General features: G+C 60.1%; 20 protein-coding genes. 10 read left to right on the top strand and 10 right to left on the bottom strand.

Annotation, left to right across the window (positions count from 1 at the left end; genetic code table 11):
• Positions 1 to 307: 307 nt before the first annotated feature.
• Positions 308 to 826 carry a hypothetical protein gene (locus J2Y86_RS06170; protein ID WP_253428843.1) on the top strand — a complete coding sequence of 173 codons (519 nt, stop codon included), beginning with the start codon at positions 308 to 310 and terminating at the stop codon, positions 824 to 826.
• A gap of 191 nt (positions 827 to 1,017) precedes the next feature.
• On the opposite strand, the gene J2Y86_RS06165 is transcribed toward J2Y86_RS06170, so the two are convergent.
• Together J2Y86_RS06165 and J2Y86_RS06160 are read right to left on the bottom strand one after the other, a co-directional pair.
• Complete coding sequence (locus J2Y86_RS06165) at positions 1,018 to 2,457, bottom strand: DHA2 family efflux MFS transporter permease subunit (protein ID WP_253428842.1); 1,440 nt, start codon at positions 2,455 to 2,457, stop codon at positions 1,018 to 1,020.
• A gap of 76 nt (positions 2,458 to 2,533) precedes the next feature.
• Positions 2,534 to 3,382 (bottom strand): type 1 glutamine amidotransferase domain-containing protein, encoded by an 849-nt coding sequence (locus tag J2Y86_RS06160; RefSeq protein WP_253428841.1) that lies wholly within the window; start codon positions 3,380 to 3,382, stop codon positions 2,534 to 2,536.
• 114 nt (positions 3,383 to 3,496) lie between these two features.
• Here J2Y86_RS06160 and J2Y86_RS06155 point away from each other — a divergent pair, with 114 nt between their 5' ends.
• Positions 3,497 to 4,444, top strand: coding sequence for a LysR family transcriptional regulator (locus tag J2Y86_RS06155; protein WP_253428840.1), 948 nt, complete (start codon positions 3,497 to 3,499; stop codon positions 4,442 to 4,444).
• A 79-nt stretch (positions 4,445 to 4,523) separates the two neighbouring features.
• A complete protein-coding gene (locus J2Y86_RS06150) occupies positions 4,524 to 5,426 on the top strand; it encodes a LysR family transcriptional regulator (protein WP_253428839.1) in 903 nt (300 codons plus the stop codon).
• 14 nt (positions 5,427 to 5,440) lie between these two features.
• Here the strand turns inward: J2Y86_RS06150 and J2Y86_RS06145 are convergent, their stop codons facing one another.
• From J2Y86_RS06145 to hisD, 6 genes are all read right to left on the bottom strand, one after another.
• A complete protein-coding gene (locus tag J2Y86_RS06145; protein ID WP_253428838.1) occupies positions 5,441 to 5,860 on the bottom strand; it encodes an SRPBCC family protein in 420 nt (139 codons plus the stop codon).
• Between the two features lie 4 nt (positions 5,861 to 5,864).
• Positions 5,865 to 6,266: a hypothetical protein gene (locus J2Y86_RS06140; RefSeq protein WP_253428837.1), complete on the bottom strand. Its 402-nt coding sequence runs from the start codon at positions 6,264 to 6,266 to the stop codon at positions 5,865 to 5,867.
• The gene (locus tag J2Y86_RS06135) at positions 6,263 to 7,321 is read right to left on the bottom strand and encodes a major royal jelly family protein (protein ID WP_253428836.1); all 1,059 of its coding nucleotides are present in this window, start codon (positions 7,319 to 7,321) and stop codon (positions 6,263 to 6,265) included. Before J2Y86_RS06135 ends, J2Y86_RS06140 begins: the two co-directional genes overlap by 4 nt.
• Complete coding sequence (locus tag J2Y86_RS06130) at positions 7,318 to 7,758, bottom strand: cupin domain-containing protein (RefSeq protein ID WP_253428835.1); 441 nt, start codon at positions 7,756 to 7,758, stop codon at positions 7,318 to 7,320. Before J2Y86_RS06130 ends, J2Y86_RS06135 begins: the two co-directional genes overlap by 4 nt.
• A 186-nt stretch (positions 7,759 to 7,944) precedes the next feature.
• On the bottom strand, positions 7,945 to 9,336 hold the full coding sequence (locus J2Y86_RS06125; RefSeq protein ID WP_253428834.1) for a GntP family permease: 1,392 nt from the start codon (positions 9,334 to 9,336) through the stop codon (positions 7,945 to 7,947).
• Positions 9,337 to 9,455: 119 nt separating this feature from the next.
• Positions 9,456 to 10,763: a histidinol dehydrogenase gene (gene hisD, locus J2Y86_RS06120; protein ID WP_253428833.1), complete on the bottom strand. Its 1,308-nt coding sequence runs from the start codon at positions 10,761 to 10,763 to the stop codon at positions 9,456 to 9,458.
• Positions 10,764 to 10,980: 217 nt separating this feature from the next.
• On the opposite strand from hisD, the gene J2Y86_RS06115 reads away from it, so the two are divergent.
• The 7 genes from J2Y86_RS06115 to J2Y86_RS06085 all read left to right on the top strand — a co-directional run bounded on the left by J2Y86_RS06115 (position 10,981) and on the right by J2Y86_RS06085 (position 21,131).
• Positions 10,981 to 12,054, top strand: coding sequence for a LacI family DNA-binding transcriptional regulator (locus J2Y86_RS06115; protein WP_253428832.1), 1,074 nt, complete (start codon positions 10,981 to 10,983; stop codon positions 12,052 to 12,054).
• Positions 12,055 to 12,249: 195 nt separating this feature from the next.
• The gene (locus J2Y86_RS06110) at positions 12,250 to 13,374 is read left to right on the top strand and encodes a zinc-dependent alcohol dehydrogenase family protein (RefSeq protein WP_253428831.1); all 1,125 of its coding nucleotides are present in this window, start codon (positions 12,250 to 12,252) and stop codon (positions 13,372 to 13,374) included.
• Positions 13,375 to 13,385: 11 nt separating this feature from the next.
• Complete coding sequence (gabD, locus tag J2Y86_RS06105; protein ID WP_253428830.1) at positions 13,386 to 14,864, top strand: NADP-dependent succinate-semialdehyde dehydrogenase; 1,479 nt, start codon at positions 13,386 to 13,388, stop codon at positions 14,862 to 14,864.
• Between the two features lie 304 nt (positions 14,865 to 15,168).
• Positions 15,169 to 15,306: a hypothetical protein gene (locus J2Y86_RS06100; protein ID WP_253428829.1), complete on the top strand. Its 138-nt coding sequence runs from the start codon at positions 15,169 to 15,171 to the stop codon at positions 15,304 to 15,306.
• A gap of 101 nt (positions 15,307 to 15,407) precedes the next feature.
• A complete protein-coding gene (locus J2Y86_RS06095) occupies positions 15,408 to 16,577 on the top strand; it encodes an efflux RND transporter periplasmic adaptor subunit (protein WP_367399726.1) in 1,170 nt (389 codons plus the stop codon).
• Positions 16,574 to 19,756, top strand: a complete 3,183-nt coding sequence (locus J2Y86_RS06090) for an efflux RND transporter permease subunit (protein ID WP_253428827.1) — start codon at positions 16,574 to 16,576, stop codon at positions 19,754 to 19,756. The genes J2Y86_RS06095 and J2Y86_RS06090 overlap by 4 nt, the downstream gene beginning before the upstream one ends.
• Positions 19,749 to 21,131 (top strand): efflux transporter outer membrane subunit, encoded by a 1,383-nt coding sequence (locus J2Y86_RS06085; protein ID WP_253428826.1) that lies wholly within the window; start codon positions 19,749 to 19,751, stop codon positions 21,129 to 21,131. Before J2Y86_RS06090 ends, J2Y86_RS06085 begins: the two co-directional genes overlap by 8 nt.
• Positions 21,132 to 21,973: 842 nt before the next feature.
• On the opposite strand, the gene J2Y86_RS06080 is transcribed toward J2Y86_RS06085, so the two are convergent.
• Together J2Y86_RS06080 and J2Y86_RS06075 are read right to left on the bottom strand one after the other, a co-directional pair.
• Positions 21,974 to 23,281: an MFS transporter gene (locus J2Y86_RS06080; protein WP_253428825.1), complete on the bottom strand. Its 1,308-nt coding sequence runs from the start codon at positions 23,279 to 23,281 to the stop codon at positions 21,974 to 21,976.
• 204 nt (positions 23,282 to 23,485) lie between these two features.
• Entirely contained in the window at positions 23,486 to 24,466 is a 981-nt protein-coding gene (locus tag J2Y86_RS06075) for a transketolase family protein (RefSeq protein WP_253428824.1), read from the bottom strand.
• Positions 24,467 to 24,468: the final 2 nt, after the last annotated feature.

Raw genomic sequence — 24,468 nt, 5'->3', positions numbered from 1 at the left:
AAATAAGCTGCATGTGAAGAAATGATCAAGCGGATTTGAAATTAAAAATACTTTTTTTGTTTCATATGGTTATATTTTCCTGTCATTTATGACAGTGGTCAAGTTAGGCGTGGCGAGTTACTTTATCTGTATTGTTTTACAAAAATGAAACAATGTCGGTCAGCTGTGTAGATCTTTGTATTCGATTGTTTGGCTCCGATCGAAAACTTCAAGGAAGTTTGTTTTGCCCAAGGAATAAATTTGTTGAGTTTCAGTTCTCCTGGGTTGAGTCATAACTAGGCTTGATATCCTATTGGAAGGGTGATTTATGAATCATAATGAATTTATTTCGTTTTCGAATGGCCAGTTCTCATCGGTAGACAGTGTGAAGTGTCTTGTAAGTCACGGCGATAATACACTGAAATATGTAGGTCCCGATGAGCAGGTGAAGAGTAGAGAGGAATTGTTTCGCAGAACAAAGAACTCTCCATTTACAGGTAACGAAGCAGTCTATACGACACAGGTGGTGTGGTTGCCTGAATTGAATGATCCGAACACTAAGGTTTATTTTGACGTTAATCTGGTGGGATCAGAATCGGCCGGTAGACCTACGTTATTCAGGGCCCATGTTGAGCGGACATTAACACCTGGAAACGAGGGCTCATGGGAGTTGTATGAGCATTTAGGGGTGTTGGTACAATCATATACAACCACTGCCTATCTGCATGTTAGGGAGCGCGTGCCTGCAGGCTGGTGGCGGATTAAGGCCTTATTCCCTGATTTGCAGTATGATAATTGTTATCAGCGTCTCGTATGGGCCGCCTATAATCGTCCGGCCAGTTCTTAAGTTGAGCACAATAGGCGAGGTCGATCTTTTTGCTGATGCAGCAGAGTCTGGTTCTGAGCTGCAATTGTAAAAATCCAATTCGGTGAACGTCATAATGCGAGCGCCGAATTGACCGATCTTTTTCGCGGGCTCTCAGCACTGCATAAACGCATTCAAAAGTTACATCTTTCACCCGAGTGTCCGCGCGGCACTCAAACTCGCTTCAACACACTTTCCCCCGCGTCCCTGGGCAATCGAAGCACGTCGACCAACGCCAACAACCCCAACACCGCGACCCCAACAAAAGCAATCCGAAAGTCCCCAACCTGCGCCTGCAGCTCATGCCCCTGCAACGACATCGAAGCCCGCAACAATAACGCGGCAACCGTCACGCCCATCCCCATGGCCAGTTGAAAAAACATACTGAACAACGCCGATGCCTCGCTCATCCGCTCCTTGGGAACATCGGCAAACCCGATGGAGTTGTAGCAAGTGAACTGCATCGATCGCGACAAGCCACCCACAAACAGCACAGCGGCGATCACGGCAAAAGGCGTCTGTGGGGTAAACAGCGCGCAGGCCAGAATGGAAACAACGCCGATAACGCCATTGACCAGCAACACCTTGCGAAAGCCATAACGCTGCATGATTGCCGTGGTAAACGGCTTCATCGCCAGGTTACCGGCGAACACCGCCAACACCAGCAGGCCCGCGTCGACGGGCGATAAACCGAAGCCGACCTGGAACAACAGCGGCAGCAAAAACGGCAAGGCGCTGATGGCCAGGCGAAAGAGTGAGCCGCCGAAGATGCTGACGCGAAAGGTGTTGATGGACACGGTGCCGAGCGGCAACAGCGGGTGGGTGTGATGTCGGCAGTGATGCACGGCCCACACGGCGAGTATCACGCCGGCAGTCACCAGCCCGAATCCCGAGAACATGGCGTTGCCGTGCTGGCTGCCCAGCCATTCCAGGCCGCCCAGAAGGGAGGCGCAGGCGCCGGCCAGTAAAGCGAATCCTTTGCCGTCGAATGGGCGGACGTTTGCTTCTCGTCCTTCGGGCACCAGCCAAAGTGCAGCCACTAGTGCCAGGGCTCCGAGCGGCAGGTTGACGTAGAAGATCCATGGCCATGAGGCGTGGGTGACGATCAGGCCGCCCACCAATGGCCCGAGGATGGGCGCGACCAGGCCGGGCCAGGTAATCACCGCGATCATTTTCACCAGGTCTTTTTTGTCGGTGTTGCGCAGCACGGCGAGGCGTCCCACCGGCACCATCAAAGCGCCACCGATGCCTTGTAGCACGCGGGCGAACACAAACATTTCGATGTTCTGGCTGAGCCCGCACAAGAGCGAGGCTAGGGTGAACACGACGATCGCGCCGGCGAACACTCGCCGCGCACCAAAGCGGTCGGCGATCCAGCTGGAAAGCGGGATGAAGATCGCCACCGCCAGAATGTAGGCGGTGATGCCGACGTTCATGTCGACGGGGGTGATCCCGAAGGCGCTGGCCATGGTGGGCAGCGCGGTGGCGATGACGGTCGCGTCGAGGTTTTCCATGAAAAAGGTCACCGCCACTACCAGTGCGATCAGCCGGGTTTGCAGGCTCAGGCCAGACTCGGCTGTGACACTTGAATCGGGTGTGGCGGGTGACTTCACCGAGGTGATCCTTTTTCGAGACGCTTCAAACAGAAAGTTTCGCGATGAGTTTTACCATCCCGAGTCCGCTCAGTCTCTAGCTGCGGGGCTTGAGACGCTCGACGATTGCCTTGCCCACGTCCAGCGCTGAGCCCGGGTTTTGTCCGGTCACTAACTCGCGGTCGATGACAACGTTGGAAGTCCATGGCGAGGTGTTGCTGCGATAGACGCCGCCCGCTTGTTCCAGCGCCGTTTGCGGATAGAACTTCATGGCGCCGCCATTCAGCAAGCCCTTGGCGAGTTCTTCTTCCTGATTGCTGATGACCGTGAATTTATAGCCCGCGTAGGTCCAGCCTTTTGTCGAGGCTTTGCCGCCGGTTTCAAGTTGTCGGGTGAAAGCGAGAGGATCGGCCAGGGTCGACAGCAGGGCAATCGGGCCGTGGCAGACGAGGGCGGTGGTCTTGCCGTTGTCGTGGAAGTTGTTCAGCAGTTTGCCCAGCGGGGCGCTGTGCAGCAGGTCCTGCATCGGCGCATGACCGCCGGGAACGTAGACGGCATCGAACTGTTCGTAGCCGATCTGTTCGACCCGCGCCAGGCTGATGACCGGCGACTCACCCTTCGAGGTGATTTTCAGTTGATCCAGCAGCGCCTTATGCGCCTGCAAGACCGCCCCGTCATTGTTGAAATACATCTTGTCGTTGGACGATTGGTCCAGCGTCGGCGCCTTGCCGTTCGGGGTGGCGAAGGTCACCGAGTGCCCGGCATCGAGCAGCAGTTTCACCGGTTGCATCAGTTCGTTCAGGTAGAACCCGGTGGCGAAGACCTTGTTGTCCTTGAGGTCGAGGTGGTCGGAGTCTGAGAGCACGATCAGGACATTGCCGGCCTGTGCATTGAAGGCAGCAGCGGAAATGGTCATGGCGAGGGCGAGTCGAGCGATAGGGCGCATGGGGGCTTCCGTGAGTGATCGATCAGCGGGCGCCGATCGTTGATTGACTATATTCATGCCTCCATGGGCGATAAACTCGCTGCAAGGGAAAGCACTTGTTCTTTGGAGGTTAAGGTGAGCCGGCGATTCGATTATCTCGCGGACGTTGAAGTGTTCGTCACCGTGGTGGAAAAGGGCTCGTTGAGCGCCGGGGCGGTGTTTCTGGCAACCACGCCGTCGGTGGTCAGCCGGGCGATTTCGCGTCTGGAAGCGCGCCTCGGCGTTCAGCTGTTGCGACGCACGACCCGGCGCCTGAGCCTGACCGAGGCGGGCCTGCTTTACCTTGAACAATCCCGCGCGGCGTTCGGTTTGATCGATGACGCCGAACGGACGATCCAGGGGCAGGAAGGCGAGTTGACCGGACGGGTGCGGCTCAGTGTGCCGACGACCTACGGGCATTACCGGTTGCCACCGTTGCTGGCTCGCTTTACCCGGCAGTATCCGCAGGTGCGCATCGAGTTGAGCATCAGCAATCGCAATGTGGACCTGGTGGCGGAAGGGTATGACCTGGCGATTCGTCTCGGGCAATTGCCGGACAGTGGCCTGATCGGCCGCAAGCTTGAAGACGCGGGGTTGTGCCTGGTCGCTGCACCGGAGTACCTGAGTCGTGCCGGCACACCGCGCAGTGTCGACGAACTGTCGGCGCATGCCTGCCTGCCGTTTGTGATGCCCAGCAGCGGCCGCGTCGGGCCCTGGCTGTTCTGCGAACAAGGGGTGGATCGGGAGTGGGTACCCGAGGCGGGTGTTCAGGTGTCCGACGACGTGCTGGGCATTGTGTCGCTGGCCGAGCACGGCATGGGGATCTGTCAGAGCTACGACTTCATCGTCCGTGAGCGGATTCAAAGCGGCCGCCTGGTGCCGTTGCTCGAACAGTCGGGCGGACGCTCCCGACCGTTCTCGGTGATCTACCCGCCCCATCGCCAGTTGTCCGCGACAGCGCGGGCCTTGATCGACTTTCTGACCCGGGAAGTGGCGGATGACGTCAGTGCTTTGATCTATGAAAAGTCTTCACAAGTGCAGTGAGCATTGAACGGCTTATTCCGGCGTATCAGCGGGTGTCACCTGTGATATTTTTTCACTAATCAATGAGCGGGAGACAGGCGTGGATAACAGAGCGGGCGAGATGCAGGTTTTTGTGCGGGTCGTCGATGCCGGCAGCTTTTCCCAAGCGGCGCGGCAGATGCTGATGACACCTTCCACGGTCAGCAAACTGATCGTTCGCCTGGAGTTGCGCCTGGGTGTTCGTCTGCTCGAGCGTTCGACCCGCAAGCTGTCGTTGACCGATGAAGGACGCATTTACTACGAGCGCAGTAACGCGTTGCTGGCCGAACTGGACGATGTCGAGCGAGTGTTGGCCCAGGGTGCACAGAAAGCTCGCGGAACCGTGCGCATCAATGCCTCGGTGGCCTTCGGCACGCTGGCGATCGAGCCGAATTTGCCGGCCTTCTGGGAGGCTCATCCGAACGTTCAGATCAACCTGTCCCTGTGCGATGACATCGTCGACATGTACCTGGACCGCACCGACGTTGCCTTTCGCGTCGGCGTGTTGCCCGATTCGACGTTGCGTGCACGGAGCATCGGTGTTGCCCGGCGCAAGATAGTGGCTTCCCCTGATTACCTGGAAAAGTACGGTGTGCCCGAGACCCTTGAAGACCTCGCCGAGCATAATTGCCTGAGCTTCAATTTCCGCCGCTCGAGTCCGGTCTGGCCCATGCATCAGAATGGCCGCATCGTGGATCGCATCGTTCAGGGCAACCTGCAAGCCAACAATGGCGAGACGGTCCGGCGCATGGCCATCGCCGGGGTCGGGATTGCCCGGTTGGCGGATTTTCACATTGATGAAGACTTGGCCTCGGGGCGTCTGGTCGAGGTGCTTGCACAGACCGGGCACGATTGCGAGGAAGTCCATGCGCTGTATCAGGGCGGGCAGCATGTGCCCCAGCGCATCCGGACGTTCCTCGATTTTATGGTGCCGCGTCTGCAGGCGTTCATGAACCGGGGATGAGGCTTTTGCGGGGCTCAGTCCATGGCTTCGACGATGGCTTTTAGGCGCTCCAGACCATTGCGGTAGAGCGTCTCGAGACGCGCGACGACCTGCGCTTCGTCGGCGTCCTCGACCTGGAAGGTGCTCGACCAGGAGGCCAGTGTTTTGCCGGGGCCGTCGCTCCGGGCTGACATCGTGCCGACATAATCGGTGACCGGTGAGGGGCCTTCGAGCAGGGCATAGCTGTAGTATTTTTCATTTTCGTCAAACGTGAGCAGGCGTTCGACAATGACGGCACCGTCAGTAGTTTTCAGATGACGCAGTCGACCGCTGTCGCTTAGGCGGCTGCTGGCGATGACATCGACCCAGCGCGGGAGCCAGTCAAAGCCGCCCAGTAGCGACCAGACTTGTTCGATGGGGCGTTCGATAGCAATCCGGATGTGGACTTCACTCATGTTTTCAGCTGTAGGGGGGAAGGGGTTTCGGGGTGTTTTGACAGCGGTTTGTGGACGTCCGGCCAATCCGCGGCAGACGTGCCAGCACCAGGGTATGAACAAACAGCAGAACCCCTGCCACTGACAGGATGTCCGACAGGTTCCCGCTCAGGCATTGAGCGGACAGCAGGCACACCAGCGCCGCCAATTGGGTCAGCAGACGCTGGGTCAGTGCGGTCCGTAAAGGCTTCGATACCTCGAACAGCCGCCCGGGCCAACCGTCTGGGCGGGCACGCGAGAGCGTTATAGCGGCGATGACCACCACGACGTAGATCCACACGCCGATACTCGCGCTGCCTCCCGCCAGGGTCAGGGCTATCGTGCTGGCCGTCATCAGCAGTAACAGTGCAATACGCGTAGGGCTCATGGTGCTTCGCTCAACCCCATCGGCGCATCCACCCGCAAACGCAGAACATGGAAGGGCGGCAGGCTGTCGTCTTCACCGGCATTGAGGAGTGGGTGTCGGTGCAACTGGTTCGCCGTGATGTACAACCATTTTCCCTGCGCATCGAGCTCGACGCCGTCCGGCCAGGCGAGCAATCGGTCGTCCTGGGCCAGGAGGCGGTAGCCAGCGGGAGACGCGAGCCCGATCGCATTGTTGGCGATGTCCGTCACGTAAACGTTGCCTTGTGCATCGACATCAAACCCGTCGCAATGCGGCTTTTCGCACCAGTATTCCACCACCTCGCTCAACGGTGCATTACCGGCAGGTTGCGCAAGGATTTCGGTGGCGACCCGGTAGACCTTGCGCGCGGACATCGAGCCGAAGTAAACCCAGCGACCCAACGGGTCGATCGCGATCGGATTGAGGCCGTAGCGGTAAGGAATGACCTCGCCGTCCGGTGGGCGTAGCGACAACGGTTTGCCGGCGACCATCAGCGGCACATCGCCAGGCATCAGGCCTGGGTAGCACTCCAGTGAACGCCACGAAAGACCGCTGTTCAGGTCGACCACGACGATGGCCGGATAGTCGCTGGCACCGCTGGTATTCATCGTCATGTCGGCGATGTAAATGCGCTGGCGGCGCCAGTCGATGACGAAGTCCTGGGTGAAGGAACTGGGCCGAAGCACGTTCTGCGGCAGCACGATCAGGCGGTGCAGGCATTGCTCGCGGTCATTCCAGGCGATGAGCCGGGGCTGTTGCTGCGGGCCGCCCATGTCGAGGATCCAGACGATTCCTTCGGGGTCATTGCGGATGCCGATCACGGCGGACATGCCGCGACCGTCAGCGCCGGGTTTGCCGGCCCACACCTCATTGGGGTAGGCGGAATGCTCGCCGTTTTCGGACACGGCGCGCACCGAGATCGCCGGCGCGATAATGGCCGAAACCGACACCAGCACGCGCCCGTCCGGCATCACGGTTGGATTGCCGGGACGCTCGACTGGAAAGGTCGCGAAAATCTCCAGCGCGTTGCTGCTCATGGCTTTGCCTGCACGAACGATTCGGCGGTGCCGCTGGAAGGATCGACAAAAATGATGTCGCTTGGATCGCGACGCGGAGTGTCCACCGACACCATGAACAGCGGGTGTTCGAGAATCTTCGGCATGCCGTGGATGGTGAACTTCTTGAAGAACAGCATCTCGCCCGGACCGACCTCGAACTCTTCACGGTCACCCATGAAAAAGGTTGCGCGCCCGGACAGCACAATCAGGTATTCGTCACAGGTGGCGTGATAGTGCGCGGGCGTCGGGTGATAGACCCGGAAGACGCGTGCACTGGCCTCGTCTTCGTCGGTCAGACGGGTGTCGACCAGCAGGGTTTCGGCGGTTTCGGGGAAGGTCTTGACGATCTCGTCAAGATTGAACGAGGCATGGGGTGCGGCCTCTACCAGTTTTTTCCGGGGGATTGCTTCGGTCATCTTGAAACCCTCATTCAGGCGCCTCTGGGGACGCTGTGATGTTGTTTGCGGGTTCAGGATAAGCACTGGGTTGATGGCAGAGAACGCTGTGGCCGGGCACAAGATTTGAGAATTGAAATAACAATTCAATAAAAAAAACGGCAACCCCGGGGTTGCCGTTTTTTTTTTGCGCACGCTCGAATCCGGTCAGACGATCCCGGTCAGGTAATACACGCCGATCACGAAAAACGCCGCCAGCACCTTGAAAATGGTCATGCCGAAAATGTCTTTATAGGCCTGACGGTGGGTCAATCCGGTGACCGCCAGCAACGTGATGACGGCGCCGTTGTGGGGCAAGGTATCCATACCTCCGGCAGCCATTGCCGCAACGCGATGCATGACTTCCAGAGGGATGTGCGCCGCGTTGGCCGAGGCAATGAAGGTGTCCGACATGGCGGCGAGCGCAATGCTCATGCCGCCGGATGACGACCCGGTGATACCCGCCAGCAAGTTGATGGTGATGGCCTGATTGACCAAGGGATTGGGAATGACCTTCAGAGCTTCAACGACAGCGACGAAGCCGGGCAACGCGGCAATGACCGCACCGAAGCCATATTCCGAGGCGGTGTTGAGGGTGGCAAGCATCGCACCGCTGACGGCGGTACGGCTGCCTTCGGCCAGTTTGCGAGAGATAGTGCGATAGCTGAACAGGAAGACGGTAACGATCCCGACCAGCAACGCTGCCTGCACCGACCAAATGGCGATCATCTTCGACACTTGCGTCTGGATCGGCGCCTTCAAACCTGGCAGATCAATGTCATAAACACTGCCATACCAGTGTGGAATCCAGTGCGTGAAGGCCAGGTTCATCACCCCGACCAACAGCAAGGGCAGCAGCGCCACCAGCGGGTGAGGAAGGGCGATGTCCTGCGGTGTTTCCGGCTCATTGCGCAGATCGGTGCCGTAGCCTTCTCCTGCACGTTGCGCTTTACGCCGCTGACGCTCGAGATACAGCATGCCGCCGATCAACACGAACAACGAGCCCAGCACACCCAGCCAGGGCGCAGCCCAGGAGGTGGTGCCGAAGAAGGTGGTCGGGATGATGTTCTGGATCTGCGGCGAACCGGGCAACGCATCCATGGTGAAGGTGAACGCGCCCAGGGCAATGGTCGCGGGCATGAGTCGCTTGGGAATGTTGCTTTGACGGAACATTTCCGCCGCAAAGGGATAGACCGCAAACACCACCACAAACAGCGAGACGCCGCCATACGTGAGCAACGCGCAAACCAGAACAATCACCAGCATGGCCTGGCTGCCGCCCAGCACGTGAATGACTGATCTGACGATCGAGCGGGAAAAGCCGGACAGCTCGATCAACTTGCCAAACACGGCGCCCAATAAAAAAACGGGAAAGTAGAGCTTTATAAAACCGACCATCTTGTCCATGAAAATATCACTGAACGCCGGGGCTACCGCGCTGGGATCAGTGAGCAAAACGGCAGCAAGTGCAGCGAGAGGCGCGAAGATAATGACGCTGTATCCTCGATAAGCGGCGAGCATTAAGGCGAACAGCGCCAACAAGGCGATGATGACACTCATGGGATGTCCTTCGAGGCTGAGCCTGCAGCGCAGAGGGGGCGAGCGATGGGCTGCGCAGTGGCTGTGATTTTTGTTGTTGGGCCGCGCACGTGTCGCGGCCCTTTTTAGCCAGACTGTTATTACTCGGCGATACCGGCGTACGGCACATCCTTGTGACCGTAGCGACGGACACGGATGTTGGCTTGCTCGCCGTGTCCGGCGAATCCTTCCAGGGCGCACAGGCGTGAGCAGTACTCACCAATCAGGGCCGACGCTTCGTCGGTCGTGACCTTCTGATAGGTGCAGGTCTTGATGAACTTGCCGACCCACAGGCCACCGGTGTAGCGCGCGGCTTTCTTGGTCGGCAGGGTGTGGTTGGTGCCGATGGCCTTGTCGCCGTAAGAAACGTTGGTGCGCGGGCCGAGGAACAGCGCGCCGTAGTTGCGCATGTTTTTCAGGAAGAAGTCCGGGTGATGGGTCATGACTTGGACGTGCTCGAACGCCAGGTCGTTGGCGATGGCCAGCATTTCCTGTTCGTCTTCGGCCACGATCACTTCACCAAAGCTTTCCCAGGCCTGGCGAGCAATACCTGCGGTCGGCAGGATCTGCAGCAGCCGTTCGATTTCAGCCATGGTCTCGCGCGCCAGTTTTTCCGATGTCGTCAGCAAAATCGCCGGCGAATCCGGACCGTGTTCGGCTTGGCCCAGCAGGTCCGTGGCGCAGATTTCACCGTCGACCGTTTCATCGGCGATCACCAGCGTTTCGGTGGGGCCGGCGAACAGGTCGATACCGACTCGACCGAACAGTTGGCGTTTGGCCTCGGCGACAAAAGCGTTGCCCGGGCCGACTAGCATATCGACCGGAGCAATCGACTTGGTGCCCAGCGCCATCGCCCCGATGGCCTGAATCCCGCCCAGGCAGTAGATCTCATCGGCGCCCGCCATGTGCTGCGCAGCGACAATGGCCGGGGCCGGTTTGCCATGGAACGGTGGAGCACAGGTGATGATGCGCGGCACGCCGGCGACCTTGGCCGTAATCACTGACATGTGCGCCGATGCCAGCAGCGGGTACTTGCCGCCCGGCACATAACAACCCGCCGCGTTCACTGGAATGTTTTTGTGGCCGAGGATCACGCCCGGCAGCGTTTCGACTTCCAGATCACTCAGGCTGTTGCGTTGGTGCTGGGCGAAGTTGCGCACCTGGGTCTGGGCGAACTCGATGTCGGAGATGTCGCGTTTGGTCAGTTGCGCCATGCACGCATCGATCTCGGCGCTGGTGAGTCGGTAGTCCTCGCGATCGAGGTTGTCGAAACGAATCGAGAGGTCGCGAATCGCCGCATCGCCGCGCTCTTCGATGTCGGCCAGGGTCTTTTCAACCGTGTCACGCACTTCGCGGGCTGCCGATTTGATGACGGAGGCTTCCGCGCCTTTTTTGAGCCAAGTTGCCATGGGATAAATTCCTGAGCGTTGTTGTTTTTGGTTTTGCATACGTATGCAAGGCGGGGCAATCCTAAGCCATTCCCAAGGAAGTTGAAAAGGGGGGGCCGAAAAAAGATCCGAAGTTTTCCAGGTCAGGGCCAAGCGTTTGCTCGCAGAACAGGCAGGCAGCACACGTCGCAGTCAATGGCAGGTATGATCGGCATTTCTAAAATTGAGCTGAGACGCAATGGCTGATTCCAACGACCAATCCCGGCATCCGGTCACCGCCCATGATGTGGCCAGGTTGGCGGGTGTCTCGCAGTCTGCGGTTTCGCGAACCTTCACCAAGGGCGCCAGTGTTTCGCCGAAGACGCGCCAGAAGGTAGAGGATGCGGCGGCGGCGCTGGGTTACCGCCCCAATCAGTGGGCACGCTCGTTGATCAAACGCCGATCCAACCTGATCGGCGTCGTCGCGCCCAGCATGGAGAACCCTTTTTATTCAGCGGTGCTGGAGGCCTTGTCGGCGGCGTTCGAAGGGCTCGGTTATCGGGTGCTGTTGTTCTCCACCGCGAATCATGAAGACTCCGATCCGGTGCTCGAAGAAGTACTGGGCTACCGCGTTGAAGCCCTGATTCTGGTATCGGCGAGCCTGTCTTCGCGTTTTGCCCAAGAGTGCAAGCAGACAGGTTTACCCGTCGTGCTGCTAAACCGTAGAAATGACAGCAGCAGCATTTCCAGCGTGACCAGTGACAACGCACAAGGCAGCATGGAAATTGCGCAATTCCTGGTGGCGGGTGGTCATCGTCAGCTGGCTTATATCGCCGGCAAGGAAAGCTCTTCAACCAGCCGCGACCGCGAAAGAGGGTTTGTCGACACGCTGCAATGTCTTGGTCATCCCGCGCCACAGCGCGAAGTGGGTCATTACACGTTTGACGGGGCCATGGACGCCACTCGCCGACTGCTGTCGAGCGCCACTCCACCGGACGGCATTTTTTGCGCGAATGACATCATGGCGTTGGGCGCCATCAACGTCGCTCGCGAGGAGTTCGGGCTCGCACCGGGCACCGACATTTCAATCGTCGGTTTCGATGACATCGCCCTGGCAGCCTGGCCCGTCTTTTCGTTGACCACTTACGTTCAACCGGTTGGCGACATGGTCAGTCGTGCGGTCGGCATCATCTGCGCGCAATTGGAAAACCCGGATACACCGGCGATTCAAGAGGTCGTTCGAGGGCGGTTGATCGTGCGCAAAAGCTCGAAGATGCCTGCGTCTGGCGTAAAGCAGGCGCCTGATTGCCTGGTCTGGCAACCGCACGACTAGTCACCCGACAGTGAACCCTGACTTCGAAACCCCCGATCCTTGTCGAGAACGGGATGCGGCTTAAGCACATTCGCCGCGACTGTTCTGCGAATTCAATTCCAAACAGCTAGGCCTGGCGACGTGTTTCTGGCACAGGAAGGCTGCGGCATAGTGATGAGTACTCACTATCGAGTCCAGCTGCGTCGGAGACGAAGGATGCAAGTCAGAGCTGCTGTTCTAAGACACATGAAAGTTGCGCCGCCGTACGCGCAAAGCAAGCCGATCGCGATTGAAACCATCGAGCTGGCGCCACCGGGGCCGGGCGAGGTGCTGGTGCGAATCCGCGCCGCGGGCCTGTGCCATTCCGACCTGTCGGTGATCAATGGCGACCGTCCGCGACCCATGCCCATGGCGCTCGGTCATGAAGCGGCGGGTGTGGTCGAAGCACTCGGTGACGGGGTCAGTGACCTTGAGCCGGGCGACCATGTGGTGATGGTGTTCATGCCCAGTTGCGGCCACTGCCTGCCGTGCGCTGAAGGTCGTCCGGCGCTGTGCGAGCCGGGGGCGAAAGCGAATGCGGCCGGCACGCTGATCAATGGCTCGGTGCGTTTGAGCAGCGCAGCCGGTCACGTCCATCACCATCTCGGCGTTTCGGCATTTGCCGAATACGCGGTGGTGTCGCGCAATTCGGTGGTGAAGATCGACCGCGATTTGCCGTTTGTCGAAGCCGCGCTGTTTGGTTGCGCGGTGTTGACAGGCGTCGGTGCGGTGGTCAACACCGCGCAGCTGCGGGCGGGCTCGACCGCCGTGGTGATCGGGCTGGGCGGTGTCGGCCTGGCAGCGGTGTTGGGGGCGAGGGCCGCCGGGGCGAGCAGAATCATCGCCGTCGACCTGTCACCCGAGAAGCTCGCACTGGCTAAAGAAGTCGGGGCCTCCGCAGTGGTCAATGGCGCCGACCCGGACGCCGTGGAGCAGGTGCGGCAATTGACCGGCGGTGGCGCCGACTATGTGTTCGAAATGGCCGGTTCGATCCGGGCGCTGGACAACGCCATGCAAATGACCAAACGCGGTGGCATGACCGTGACCGCCGGCCTGCCGCCACCCGGTTCCACGTTGCCGGTCAACGTCGTTCAACTGGTGGGCGAAGAGCGCACGCTCAAGGGCAGCTACATCGGCACCTGTGTGCCGCTGCGCGATATTCCGCGCTTCATCGAACTCTATCGTGATGGTCGCCTGCCGGTGGATCGGCTGCTCAGCGGCCGGCTGAAACTGGACGACATCAACGAAGGTTTCGACCGCTTGCACGATGGCAGCGCGGTCCGTCAGGTCATTGAATTTTGAGGGGGAACAGCATGGCCGATACCAACTTCCTGGCAACACTCGACGATCCCACGTTGTTCCGTGAGGCGAACTTCATCAATGGCCAGTGGCTTGAGGTGGGCGAGGGACGCAGCATCACCGTGACCAACCCGGCCACCGGCAAGGTACTGGGGCGCGTGCCTTCATTTGGTGCCACTGAGACCGCCCAGGCCATCGCCGCCGCCAAACGTGCGCAACCGGCGTGGCGAGCGCTTACTGCCAAAGAGCGCGCGGTCAAACTGCGCGCCTTGTTCGAATTGATGATCACCCATCGCGAAGACCTCGCGCAAATCATGACCGCCGAACAAGGCAAGCCGCTGGCCGAAAGTCGTGGCGAGATCACCTACGCTGCGTCCTTCATTGAGTGGTTCGCCGAGGAGGGCAAGCGTGTTTATGGCGATACCATCGCCTCTCATTCAACGACCAGCCGCATCATCGTTCAGAAAGAACCCATCGGCGTGTTTGCCGCGATTACCCCGTGGAATTTCCCGGCGGCGATGATCACCCGCAAGGCCGGGCCAGGCTGGGCAGCGGGTTGCACCGGCGTGTTGCGTCCGGCCAGTCAGACACCGTTTTCGGCGATCGCGATTGCCGTGCTGGCCGAGCGCGCCGGCCTGCCTGCCGGCGTGTGCAATGTGATTACCGGACCGGGCAGTGAAATAGGTGGCGAGCTGACCTCCAGCCCGGATGTGCGCAAGCTGTCGTTCACCGGTAGCACCGAAGTCGGTGCCACGCTACTGGCGCAATGCGCACCCACCATCAAGAAGACCAGCATGGAGCTGGGTGGCAACGCGCCATTTATCGTGTTCGACGACGCCGATCTCGATGCCGCCGTGCAGGGCGCGTTGGCCTCCAAGTACCGCAACGCCGGGCAGACCTGTGTCTGCGCCAACCGCTTGCTGGTGCAGGACGGCATTTACGACGCCTTCGCCGCCAAACTGAAAACCGCCGTCGAAGCGCTGAAGGTCGGTAACGGGTTCGAGGACGGCGTGACGATCGGTCCGCTGATCGACGACAACGCTGTGCGCAAGGCCGAGGAGCATGTCGCCGATGCCGTCGAGCGCGGTGCGTCGGTCTTGACCGGTGGCGAGCGTCATCCGCTGGGTGGCAGCTTCTACCGGCCGACTATCCTGGTGAATGTACCGCGCGAATCGAGGGTGTTTCGTGAGGAAACCTTCGGCCCGGTGGCGCCGTTGTTCCGTTTCAGCACCGAGGCGCAAGCCATCGAGATGGCCAACGACACCGAGTTTGGTTTGGCTGCGTATTTCTACAGCCGCGATATCGGCCGGATCATGCGCGTGGCTGAAGCGCTGGAGTGCGGCATTGTCGGGATCAACGAAGGGCTGATCTCAACGGAAGTGGCGCCGTTTGGTGGGGTCAAATCGTCGGGACTTGGCCGTGAAGGTTCCAAGTACGGCATCGAGGATTATCTTGAGATCAAGTACCTTTGTCTGGGAGGTATTGATCGCTGATAGTTTGTGGAGATGGTCGCCAGGCCATCTCCTTGTTTATTTAAAGTTAAATAACCCTGCCTGCTTCAATCGTCTTGTTTTTTATCCTGCCTCAATAAATGGCATTCGCCCGTCATCAGTGAATACGCTTCACAAGTCATTGTCCCGCGGCGTTGTAACGCCGCGGTAGCGTTTGTATAAGCCTTGTGCTAGAGCGTTCGCTCTTGTCTTTTAGTCAATATTGTTTTCGTATTCCTGCGGTTTATCTTCGGTGAGTGGTACTGGAAAATCCTTTCCATCCTGATCACTACCGAGATTTTTCATCATGACTTGCTTCAAAAAAATCATTGCCCTGTTTGCCACTCTGGCTGCTCTTTCTGGATCTTTTACAGTTCATGCAGAAGAGTCGGGTGCCTTTGTTGATCGTAATAAAACACTGAATGAGCGCGCTGTCGGAAGTTGATTAAACCTGTTCTGGATAAATGAACTTATGTTTTGGTTTTACTCACTTCGGAGAGCACAAAAGTGAACTTGCACACCACGGGGAAACCGGCAGCATCCCCAATCAAATCAAAGTTAATAAAAGGCGCGGCGTTGTCCGCGATCAGCCTTGCGCTGGTGGCTGCCTTGAGCGGTTGTGGCCCGGATCACGCCAGCAGCGCGTCGGCGACCCCGAGCGTCACGGTCAGCCAACCCGTCAAGTCGGTAATCACCGACTGGGACAGTTTTACCGGCCGCTTCGAGGCCACCGATTCAGTCGAAGTTCGTTCGCGGGTCAGCGGTTATCTTGAGAAAGTCGCGTTTCAGGACGGGGCCATCGTCAAGAAAGGCGACCTGCTGTTCGTGATTGATTCGCGCTCCTTCCAGGCTGCCGTGATCCAGGCGCAAGGCAAACTGGCACAGGTGCGCTCGCAACTGGCCCTCGCCGAGCAGGAGTTTGCCCGCGCCAACGTCCTGATCGAATCCAAAACCATTGCGCGCAGCCTCTATGACCAACGTTTGCAAGCGCGTCAGGCCGCGCAGGCCGAGGTCCTCAGTGCCGAAGGGGCGCTGAGCGCAGCGAAGCTGGACCTGGAATTCACCCGCATCACCGCGCCCATGACCGGGCGCATCAGCCGCAAGCTGATCAGCGAAGGAAACCTGGTCAACGGCGGTAACAGCAGCGCCACGTTGCTGACCGCCATCGTCTCGATTGACCCGATTGATATCTACTTCGATATCGACGAGCAGAGCTACCTCAAATACCGCCGCCAGGCGAACACTGCCGCCAATCAGAGTCAGGTGCGCATTGCCTTGCCCGGTGAAGTGGAGCCGAGCATGACCGGGCGCATGGACTTCATCGACAACCGCCTGGATCAGTCGACCGGGACCTTGCGTCAGCGGGCCCGCGTCAGTAACCAAGACCTGCATTTGAGCCCGGGGCAGTTTGGCCGGGTGCAGTTCTCCAGCCAGGCGCCTTACTCGGCACTGCTCCTGCCGGACACCGCTATCGGCGTCGATGCGACGCGCAAAGTCGTCTACGTGCTGAATGCGCAGAACAAGGTCGAAGTTCGCCCGGTGACGCTCGGCAAACTGCATGACGGTTTACGCGAAATCGCCAGCGGCTTGCAGGCGCAGGACCGGGTGATTGTCGATGGCCTGCAACGCGTGCGGGCCGGTGATACGGCGACGGCACAGGAGCGCTCGCTGGTCCAGGCCGCGAAAGCGACGGACAACCAGGAGGCTTCGCTATGAGCCTGGGACGCACGTCCATCGAACAACCGGTATTGGCGATTGTGCTGTCCATTGTCCTGATGATTGTCGGTGGCCTGGCCTATCTGGTGCTGCCGACGTCCGAGTACCCGGACATCGCACCGCCCACGGTGGTGGTCACCGCGACCTATCCCGGCGCCTCGGCGCAGACGGTCGCCGAGACCCTGGCGATCCCCATCGAACAGGAGGTCAACGGCGTTGAAGACATGCTCTACATGTACAGCCAGGCGACATCCGATGGCAGCCTCAACCTGACCGTGACCTTCAAGCCCGGTACCGATGTCGACAAGGCGCAGGTCCTGGTGCAGAACCGCGTGGCGCTGGCCACGCCGCGTCTGCCGGAGCCGGTGCAGCGCAGTGGTGTGACGGTCCGCAAGTCCTCGCCGACGCAGCTGTCGACGATCTTCATCTCGTCACCCAAGGGCACTTACGATCAGCTGTACGTTTCCAACTTCGCGATCCGTAACGTCGCCGACGTGCTCAAGCGTATCGACGGTGTCGGCGACATCAACCCGTTGGGCGCGCGCGAGTATTCGATGCGCATCTGGCTCGACCCGGAGCGCGTGGCGGCTTTCAATCTGACGCCTGCTGACATCATCGCCGCGGTGCGTTCGCAGAACACGCAGGTGGCCGGTGGGGTCATCGCCCAGCCGCCGGTGGCGTCCCAGGCCTTTCAGCCGAACCTGATTTTCGAAGGGCGTCTGAAGGAACCCGCCGACTTCGACAACATCGTCCTCAAGTCGGGTACGGCGGGGCGCCTGGTGCGTCTCAAGGATGTGGCGCGCACGGAAATCGCCGGGCTGGCCTACGTCAACAACACCTATTACCTGCGCAACCCGGCCATCGGCCTGCAAGTGCTGCAACGTCCGGGCGCCAACGCGCTGGCGACGATGAAAGTGGTCGAAGAGACCATGGAAAAAATCGGCAAGGAGTTTCCCGAAGGCATCGAGTACAGCATCGGTTACAACCCGACGGCGTTCATCGCCGACAGTATCGGCGAGCTGGGCAAGACCATCTACGAGGCGGTGATCCTCGTGGTGCTGGTGATCATGATCTTCCTGCAGGGCTGGCGGCCATCGATCATTCCGATTCTGGCGATCCCGGTGTCGCTGGTGGGCACCTTTGCGGTCATGGCGATGCTCGGTTACTCGGTCAACAACCTGACGTTGTTCGGTCTGGTGCTGGCCGTGGGGATCGTGGTCGACAACGCCATCGTGGTGGTAGAGAACGTCGAGCGCCATCTGGCCGACGGCAAGAACCCGCTGGAAGCGACCATCGTGACCATGCAGGAAATCGGTGGTGCGTTGATCGCCATTACCCTGGTGTTGTGTGCGGTGTTCATTCCGACCGCGTTCATTCCCGGCATTTCCGGTGAGTTCTTCCGTCAGTTCGGGGTCACGATTGCAGTGGCCACGGCGATCTCGTTGTTCAACTCGGTGACCCTGTCGCCGGCCCTGGCGGCGATGATCCTGCGCCGACATGACCCCGACGCTCATCAACAGCCGAAAACAGGCGTCTTCGGCGTGCTTAAACGTGCGGCCGACGGCTTCAACCGTGGCTTCCTGAAACTCTCTTCGAGTTATGCCGGCAGCGTGCGCGGCCTGGTCGCCAGAACTCCTTTGATGCTGGCGATCTACGCGGTGCTGATTGCCGCGACCGCTTACCTGTTGGTGTCGACCCCGAAGGGTTTCATCCCGGTTCAGGATCGTGGCTACCTGGTGGTCATCGTGCAACTGCCCGATGGCGCTTCGCTGGAGCGGACCAACGAAATTTCGCAGCAGATCGAGGCGATTGCCCTGGATGTGCCGGGTGTGGACCGGGTACCGACGTTCTCCGGTTTCTCGATGGTGACGGGTACCAGTTCCTCGAACTCGGCCGGTCTGGCGCCGGTGTTCCAGCCGTGGTCCGAGCGAAAAGTGCACGGCCTGACCTCGGACAAAATCGCCGAAGACTTGCGTGAGCGCCTGAAAGTAGTCAGCGGTGCAACGGTGATTGTGGCCACGCCGCCACCGGTTCAAGGTCTGGGCAGTACGGGCGGTTTTTCCATGCGCCTGCAGGATACGGCTGGCCTGGGCACCGAAGCCCTGGCCAAAGCGACCGATGACTTGATTGCCGCCGCCAACGCCACCCAAGGCATGACCGGCGTGTACTCACCGTTCTCGGCCCGGACGCCACAGGTGTTCGTCGAGCTGGACCGCGAACGCGCAGAAATGCTCGGTGTACCCAGCAGCCAGATCAACCAGGCCATCGAGACTTACTTTGGCTCGTCCTATATCAACGACTTCAACCTGGTCGGGCGTACTTATCGGGTGACGGCACAGGCCGACTTGCCGTACCGGGTCACGCCGGAGGATCTGGCGCGGGTCAAGGTGCGCAACGATGCCGGGCAGATGGTCCCGATTGCCGGCGTAACGCGTCTGCATGAGGCGCTGGGAGTGGAGCGGTTCCCGCGCTACAACCTGTTCCCGACCGCAGAAATCAACGGCGACACCTTGCCTGGCCTGGGGTCGGAGTTCGGGATCAAGACCATGGAACGCCTCGCTGAGGAGACACTGCCGGCCGGCATCACTTATCAGTGGACCGATCTCAGTTACCAGCAGACCACTGCCGGCAACATGGGTCTTCTGGTGTTCCCGCTGTGTGTGATCTTTGTCTACCTGGTTTTGGCTGCGCAGTACGGCAGTTGGAGTCTTCCGCTGGCGATCCTGCTGATCGTGCCGATGTGTCTGTTGGCGGCCGCCGGAGGCGTGCGCCTGATGGGGCTCGACATCAACATCCTGACGCAGATCGGTTTCATCGTACTGGTCGGACTGGCGGCGAAGAACGCGATTCTGATCGTCGAAGTGGCGAGGCAGCAGGAGAAGGAAGGGCAGGGCATCGTCGATGCCGTGGTTGAGGCGTGTCGCCTGCGTCTGCGCCCGATCCTGATGACGTCGCTGGCATTTGTCCTGGGTGTATTGCCGTTGGTCATGTCCGAAGGCGCGGGTTCCGAAATGCGTCAGGCCGTCGGTTCGGCGGTGTTCTTCGGCATGATCGGCGTCACCTTGTTCGGTCTGTTGTTCACGCCGGTTTTCTATGTGTTGATCCGTCGCCTCGCGGGTGGCGAGCGTCAGGTCAACGCTCCTACCCTCCATTCTGAACAGGGCGTGGCCCATGAATAACCTTCTTCGTACCCCAAGCCTGGTGTTGGGAGCGGCGTTGCTGAGTGCGTGTGCTTCGCCGGTCATGCCGCCCAACAGCGAGGTGCCGGTCGAGCGTTTTGTCAACGCTCAAACGGCACAGCCGGCAAGCGTAACCGACCTTTGGTGGACGCGTTATCAGGACCCGCTGCTGGACCGTCTGGTCGAGCGCGCCCTGGGGCAAAACCTTGACCTGCAGATTGCCCTGGCGCGGATCGATGCCGGGCGCGCATTGCGCAACATCAGCGCTGCCTCGGGCAGCCCGCAGGTTGATCTGGGAGCGAGCGCGGCACGCCAGCGGATCTCGGCGGATCAAGCCGGTTTCACTGATTCGCTGATCACCGAGCCCGCCTCGATCGGATTGAGCGCGGCCTGGGAAATTGATCTGTTCGGTCGCATCCGCGAAGGCGTGCGTGCGGCTGACGCCGACCTCAACGCAACCGAGGACGAGGCGCGGGGTGTACGCGTGGCGTTGATCACCGAAGTGGTCCAGGCCTATGCCGAGGCGCGAGGACTGGAGGAGCGTCTGGCGATCGTCAAGCAAAGTGCTGCCAGTCAGGCGGAAACCTTGCAGCTGACCGAGCAGTTGTATGCGGCCGGGGACAGTCCTGAAGCAGATGTGCTGCGCGCGCGCTCGCAATCGGATTCCACCGCTGCGCAGGTCCCCGCGTTGCAACTGAACTGGCAACGTTCACTGCATCGCTTGTCGGTGCTGCTCGCCCAGCCGACCGAGACGCTTTATCAGCAGTTCAAGGAGAGTCCGGCGAACGTCTCGACGGTGTCGTCGTTGGACGCCGGTACGCCTGCGGATCTATTACGCCGACGTCCCGATATACGCGCCGCCGAAGCACGCTTGATTGCGGCCTACGCGCGAGTCGGTGTGGCCAAGGCGGACCTGATGCCGCGCCTGAGTCTGTCAGCCGCCCTGGGGTCTTTGATTGACGGTGTGAGCGCCGCCAATCTGGCCAGCTCGACGTTCTGGCTGGCGGGCTTGAATGCCAGCGTGCCGGTGCTCGACGGTGGCCGTCGGCGTAACGTGGTCGATCTTCGGGATGCTGAAGCGCGGCAGGCGTTGTTGAGTTATCGACGCACCGTGCTGACAGCCGTCTCCGAGGTGGAGTCAGCCTTGGCCGCAGCGCAACGCAATGCCGAGCGCCGGACTTTTCTGTCGAGTGCTGCCAGTCAGGCCAGCTCCGCCGCCGAGCAGATTCAGCGGGCCTGGCAGGCGGGTGAGACGCCGTTTCTGGATGTGCTGCAGGCGCAGCGGGTGCAGTTGGCGGCGCAGAATGCGTTGTCCCAGGTCAAGACGGCGCAGTGGCAGAATCAGGCGGCGTTGGTGAATGCTCTGGGTGGGTAGCGGGAGGTTTCGGCGGCGGGGGTTTTTAGGGTGTACATATCCGTTGCTGCGGTAACGGCGGCTAATGGTTTCGCCCTTACGGCGAGTCCCTTTTCCAAACGCCGAAAAGGAACCAAAAGGCTTTGCCCCTGACGTACGGTGGCTCGCTAGTGCTCGCCATTCCCTCACTCCGGTCCTGCTTCGTGGGCCCGCCGCCATCGGCCATCCATGGCCGGGGGCGGCTAACCCGGCATCCCTGCCGGGTTGCCCACTGCGCAGAACCTGCGCTCGGCCTTCCGACGGGGCAGATCAAGATCAAAAGCCAAATCAACAGCAAAAGCGAGGCGGCCTGATAGCCGACCTGAAGTCCGTCAGGATCATCGGCGGTGAACCCCCATGTCATGCCCGCCAACACTCCCCTGTAGGAGCGAGCTTGCTCGCGAAAAACGTCCAGGCGATGCGTTGATCCAGGCAGCACGCATCATCGTTAACGTCCATCGCTGGCAAGCCAACTCCCACAGGGGAATGCGAACACTTGAAGAGCCAGGTCGGCCCGAAGGCCGCCTCACGGTGCTGTGGCGGTGGTCGCCCCCTCGAGAGGCCGAGTGGAGGTTCTGCGCAGTGGACAACCCGGCATGGATGCCGGGTTAGCCGCCCCCGGCCATGGATGGCCGATGGCGGCGGGCCCACGGAGCAGGACCGGAAGGAGGGCATGCCGAGCCTAGGCGAGGCACCGAACGAAAGGGGCAAAAGCCCTTGGTACTTGGGGCTCTTCCAAGTGACTCGCCGTAAGGGCGAAACCACCAGCCGCCGTTACCGAAGAAACGGATATGCCCCCAACCCCCAACCAATCAAAACCCAAATCAGATCTTGTCGATCGGCACCCCGTGGTTGTTCTTCCACATCAACACCACAGCACTGGCAATCACCGCAACCACAATCAGGTAAATGTTGAACATCCACCCAATGTTCTCCGAGTACAACCAGGTCGTCAGGTACGAAGCCGTACCGCCAAACACCGCTACACCCAGAGAAATGCACACCCCAAACATGCGAGTGCGATAGCGGGTCGGAATCTGCTCCGAAATCGAAGCCGGTTTGCAGCCGGTGATAAAGCCCACCAACAGCAAGCCTGCCGTCTGCGCCACCATCAACGTCCACGGCTCATTGGAGATCAAACCCCACAGCGGGAACAGCGTCGCGGCAATCCCCAGCAAGGAAATCAGCGCCGAAATCTTGCGTCCCCACTGATCGGAGATCCAGCCTGAAATCGGCAGGAACACCAGGTAAATCACCTGTGCGATACAGCTCATGGTGAACGCACTGCGCGGGTCCATGCCCTTGACGCTGATGGCGTAGATCGACGCCGAAGTCACCCACGTGTAATACGTCAACGTGGCGCCGGCTTCATAGAGAAACAAGCGAACGCCATGTTGAATGATCGTGCCGCGACTCCACGCAGGTTGTTCGGACGTAGCACCGGCACTGGGGCTGTGCTCGCTTTCCATCATGTTGCGCCGCAGCCACAAGGCAAAAACCGCCAGCAGACCACCGGTGGCGAAGGGGATGCGCCAGCCCCATTCCTGCATTTCACTGACGGACAACAACGACGTCAGCAAGGCCATGTAAAACGTCGCCAGCAATGAGCCGCAGCCCACCGCGAGAAACACCGTGCTCGACCACAGCCCGCGACGCTTGGGCGGGGCGATTTCAGCGATGTAGGCGTAGGACGTGGTGGTTTCGCCGCCATGGGCAAAGCCCTGCACCAGCCTGGCCAGCAACAGGAGCGCTGACGCCCAGCTACCGATCGCGTCATATGAGGGAATGAACGCAATCAGCAGACTCGCGCCGGCCATCAGCAGCATGGTGCTGAGCAACACCACACGCCTGCCCAGCCTGTCGGCGAGGATGCCGAAGAAAATGCCGCCAATAGGCCGTAACAGAAAACCGGCGGCAAACACCGCCAGGGTGTTGAGCAGGGCAGAGGTGGCGTTGCTTTTATCGAAGAGTGCCGCAGCGATGTACACCGATGCGACGGTATAGATCGTCCAGTCGAACCATTCCAGCAGGTTGCCGACGCCGGTGGCCATCAATGACTTTCTGCGCAGGGTGGTACGTGTTTTGGCCTGCCCGATCGAGTAGTCGGGCATGGTCTCGGTGATGTTATTCATTGTTGGCTCCGAGATGTTTCATGAACCACGGGATGTGGTGGGTGACGATGGGTTGCGAAAAAGCTCCTTGAAAAAATGCGGTCTCCAGGCAAACGAATTTCAATGTGGGAGCGAGCTTGCTCGCGAAGGCGATGGGTCAGATGAATTTGATGGTGACTGACACACCGCCTTCGCGGGCAAGCCCGCTCCCACAAGGGTTCAGCGTCAGGCGTTGATGTGCGTCAGCGCCACTTCCTCGATCCCGGCCGCGTCGAGTTTGTAGTGCTCGTACAAGTGAGTCGGCGGGGCAATCAGGCTGTACTCGTCGTAGATACCGTGACGCTTGAGCTTCACGCCGACGCCTTCGTCCGCCAGCACCTCAGCCACAGCGGCGCCAAGGCCACCGAGCACGTTGTGCTCTTCGACGGTCATCATGCGTTTGCTGCGGGCAGCGGCGCGCAGGATGGCGTCACGGTCGATCGGCTTGATCGACGCCATGTCGATCACGCCCACCGAGCGGCCTTCAGCGTTCATCTTGCGAGCAGCGGCGAGCGCCGGATGCACGGTGATGCCGCAGGCGATGATGGTCAGTTCCTCACCTTCAAAGTGTTCATGCGCCTTGCCGAATTCGAAGATCACACCGTCCTCGTAAACGACCGGATCACGGCCGCGGCCGATGCGGAAATACACCGGCTTGTCGTAGGTGGCCGAGGCTTTGATCGCGGCCACCAGCTGTGCGCCGTCCGCCGGCGACACGACCGCCAGATCGGCAATCGAGCGCATCGTGGCGATGTCTTCGGTGGCGTGGTGCGAGGTGCCGTAGAAGCCCAGGGAAATCCCGGTGTGGTGACCGATCAGGCGCACCGGTTGTGCCGAGTAGGCGACGTCCATACGGATCTGTTCGCAGCACAGCAGGCCGAGGAACGAGGCGAAGGTCGCCACGAACGGCATCACGCCGCACGTAGCCAGGCCGGCGGCCGCCGTGACCATGTTCTGCTCCGAGATACCGAACTGCAGGTAGCGCTCGGGGTAGCGGCTGGCGAACTTGTTCAGGCCGTTTGAGTACTGCAAGTCGGCAGAGCCGGCCATCACCGGATAACCGGCCTCGGTCAATTCGATCAGCGCATCAGACAGGTAGGAAAGACCCGGGTTGAGCGCGTTAAGGCCACGGTACTGCCAGGAATTGGGGGAAAGAGGGGCGTTCATGT

The sequence above is a fragment of the Pseudomonas migulae genome (assembly GCF_024169315.1).
In the GTDB taxonomy this organism is placed as follows: Bacteria; Pseudomonadota; Gammaproteobacteria; order Pseudomonadales; family Pseudomonadaceae; genus Aquipseudomonas; species Aquipseudomonas migulae_B.
This window is presented reverse-complemented; position numbering and strand designations above follow the sequence as displayed.

Coding starts and splice junctions, on each gene's coding strand:
- J2Y86_RS06145 (WP_253428838.1), bottom strand. CDS start 5,860: ATGAGTGAAGTCCACATCCGGATTGCTATCGAACGCCCCATCGAACAA.
- J2Y86_RS06135 (WP_253428836.1), bottom strand. CDS start 7,321: ATGAGCAGCAACGCGCTGGAGATTTTCGCGACCTTTCCAGTCGAGCGT.
- gabD (WP_253428830.1), top strand. CDS start 13,386: ATGGCCGATACCAACTTCCTGGCAACACTCGACGATCCCACGTTGTTC.
- J2Y86_RS06125 (WP_253428834.1), bottom strand. CDS start 9,336: ATGAGTGTCATCATCGCCTTGTTGGCGCTGTTCGCCTTAATGCTCGCC.
- J2Y86_RS06075 (WP_253428824.1), bottom strand. CDS start 24,466: ATGAACGCCCCTCTTTCCCCCAATTCCTGGCAGTACCGTGGCCTTAAC.
- J2Y86_RS06130 (WP_253428835.1), bottom strand. CDS start 7,758: ATGACCGAAGCAATCCCCCGGAAAAAACTGGTAGAGGCCGCACCCCAT.
- hisD (WP_253428833.1), bottom strand. CDS start 10,763: ATGGCAACTTGGCTCAAAAAAGGCGCGGAAGCCTCCGTCATCAAATCG.
- J2Y86_RS06100 (WP_253428829.1), top strand. CDS start 15,169: ATGACTTGCTTCAAAAAAATCATTGCCCTGTTTGCCACTCTGGCTGCT.
- J2Y86_RS06090 (WP_253428827.1), top strand. CDS start 16,574: ATGAGCCTGGGACGCACGTCCATCGAACAACCGGTATTGGCGATTGTG.
- J2Y86_RS06160 (WP_253428841.1), bottom strand. CDS start 3,382: ATGCGCCCTATCGCTCGACTCGCCCTCGCCATGACCATTTCCGCTGCT.
- J2Y86_RS06080 (WP_253428825.1), bottom strand. CDS start 23,281: ATGAATAACATCACCGAGACCATGCCCGACTACTCGATCGGGCAGGCC.
- J2Y86_RS06115 (WP_253428832.1), top strand. CDS start 10,981: ATGGCTGATTCCAACGACCAATCCCGGCATCCGGTCACCGCCCATGAT.
- J2Y86_RS06085 (WP_253428826.1), top strand. CDS start 19,749: ATGAATAACCTTCTTCGTACCCCAAGCCTGGTGTTGGGAGCGGCGTTG.
- J2Y86_RS06110 (WP_253428831.1), top strand. CDS start 12,250: ATGCAAGTCAGAGCTGCTGTTCTAAGACACATGAAAGTTGCGCCGCCG.
- J2Y86_RS06140 (WP_253428837.1), bottom strand. CDS start 6,266: ATGAGCCCTACGCGTATTGCACTGTTACTGCTGATGACGGCCAGCACG.
- J2Y86_RS06170 (WP_253428843.1), top strand. CDS start 308: ATGAATCATAATGAATTTATTTCGTTTTCGAATGGCCAGTTCTCATCG.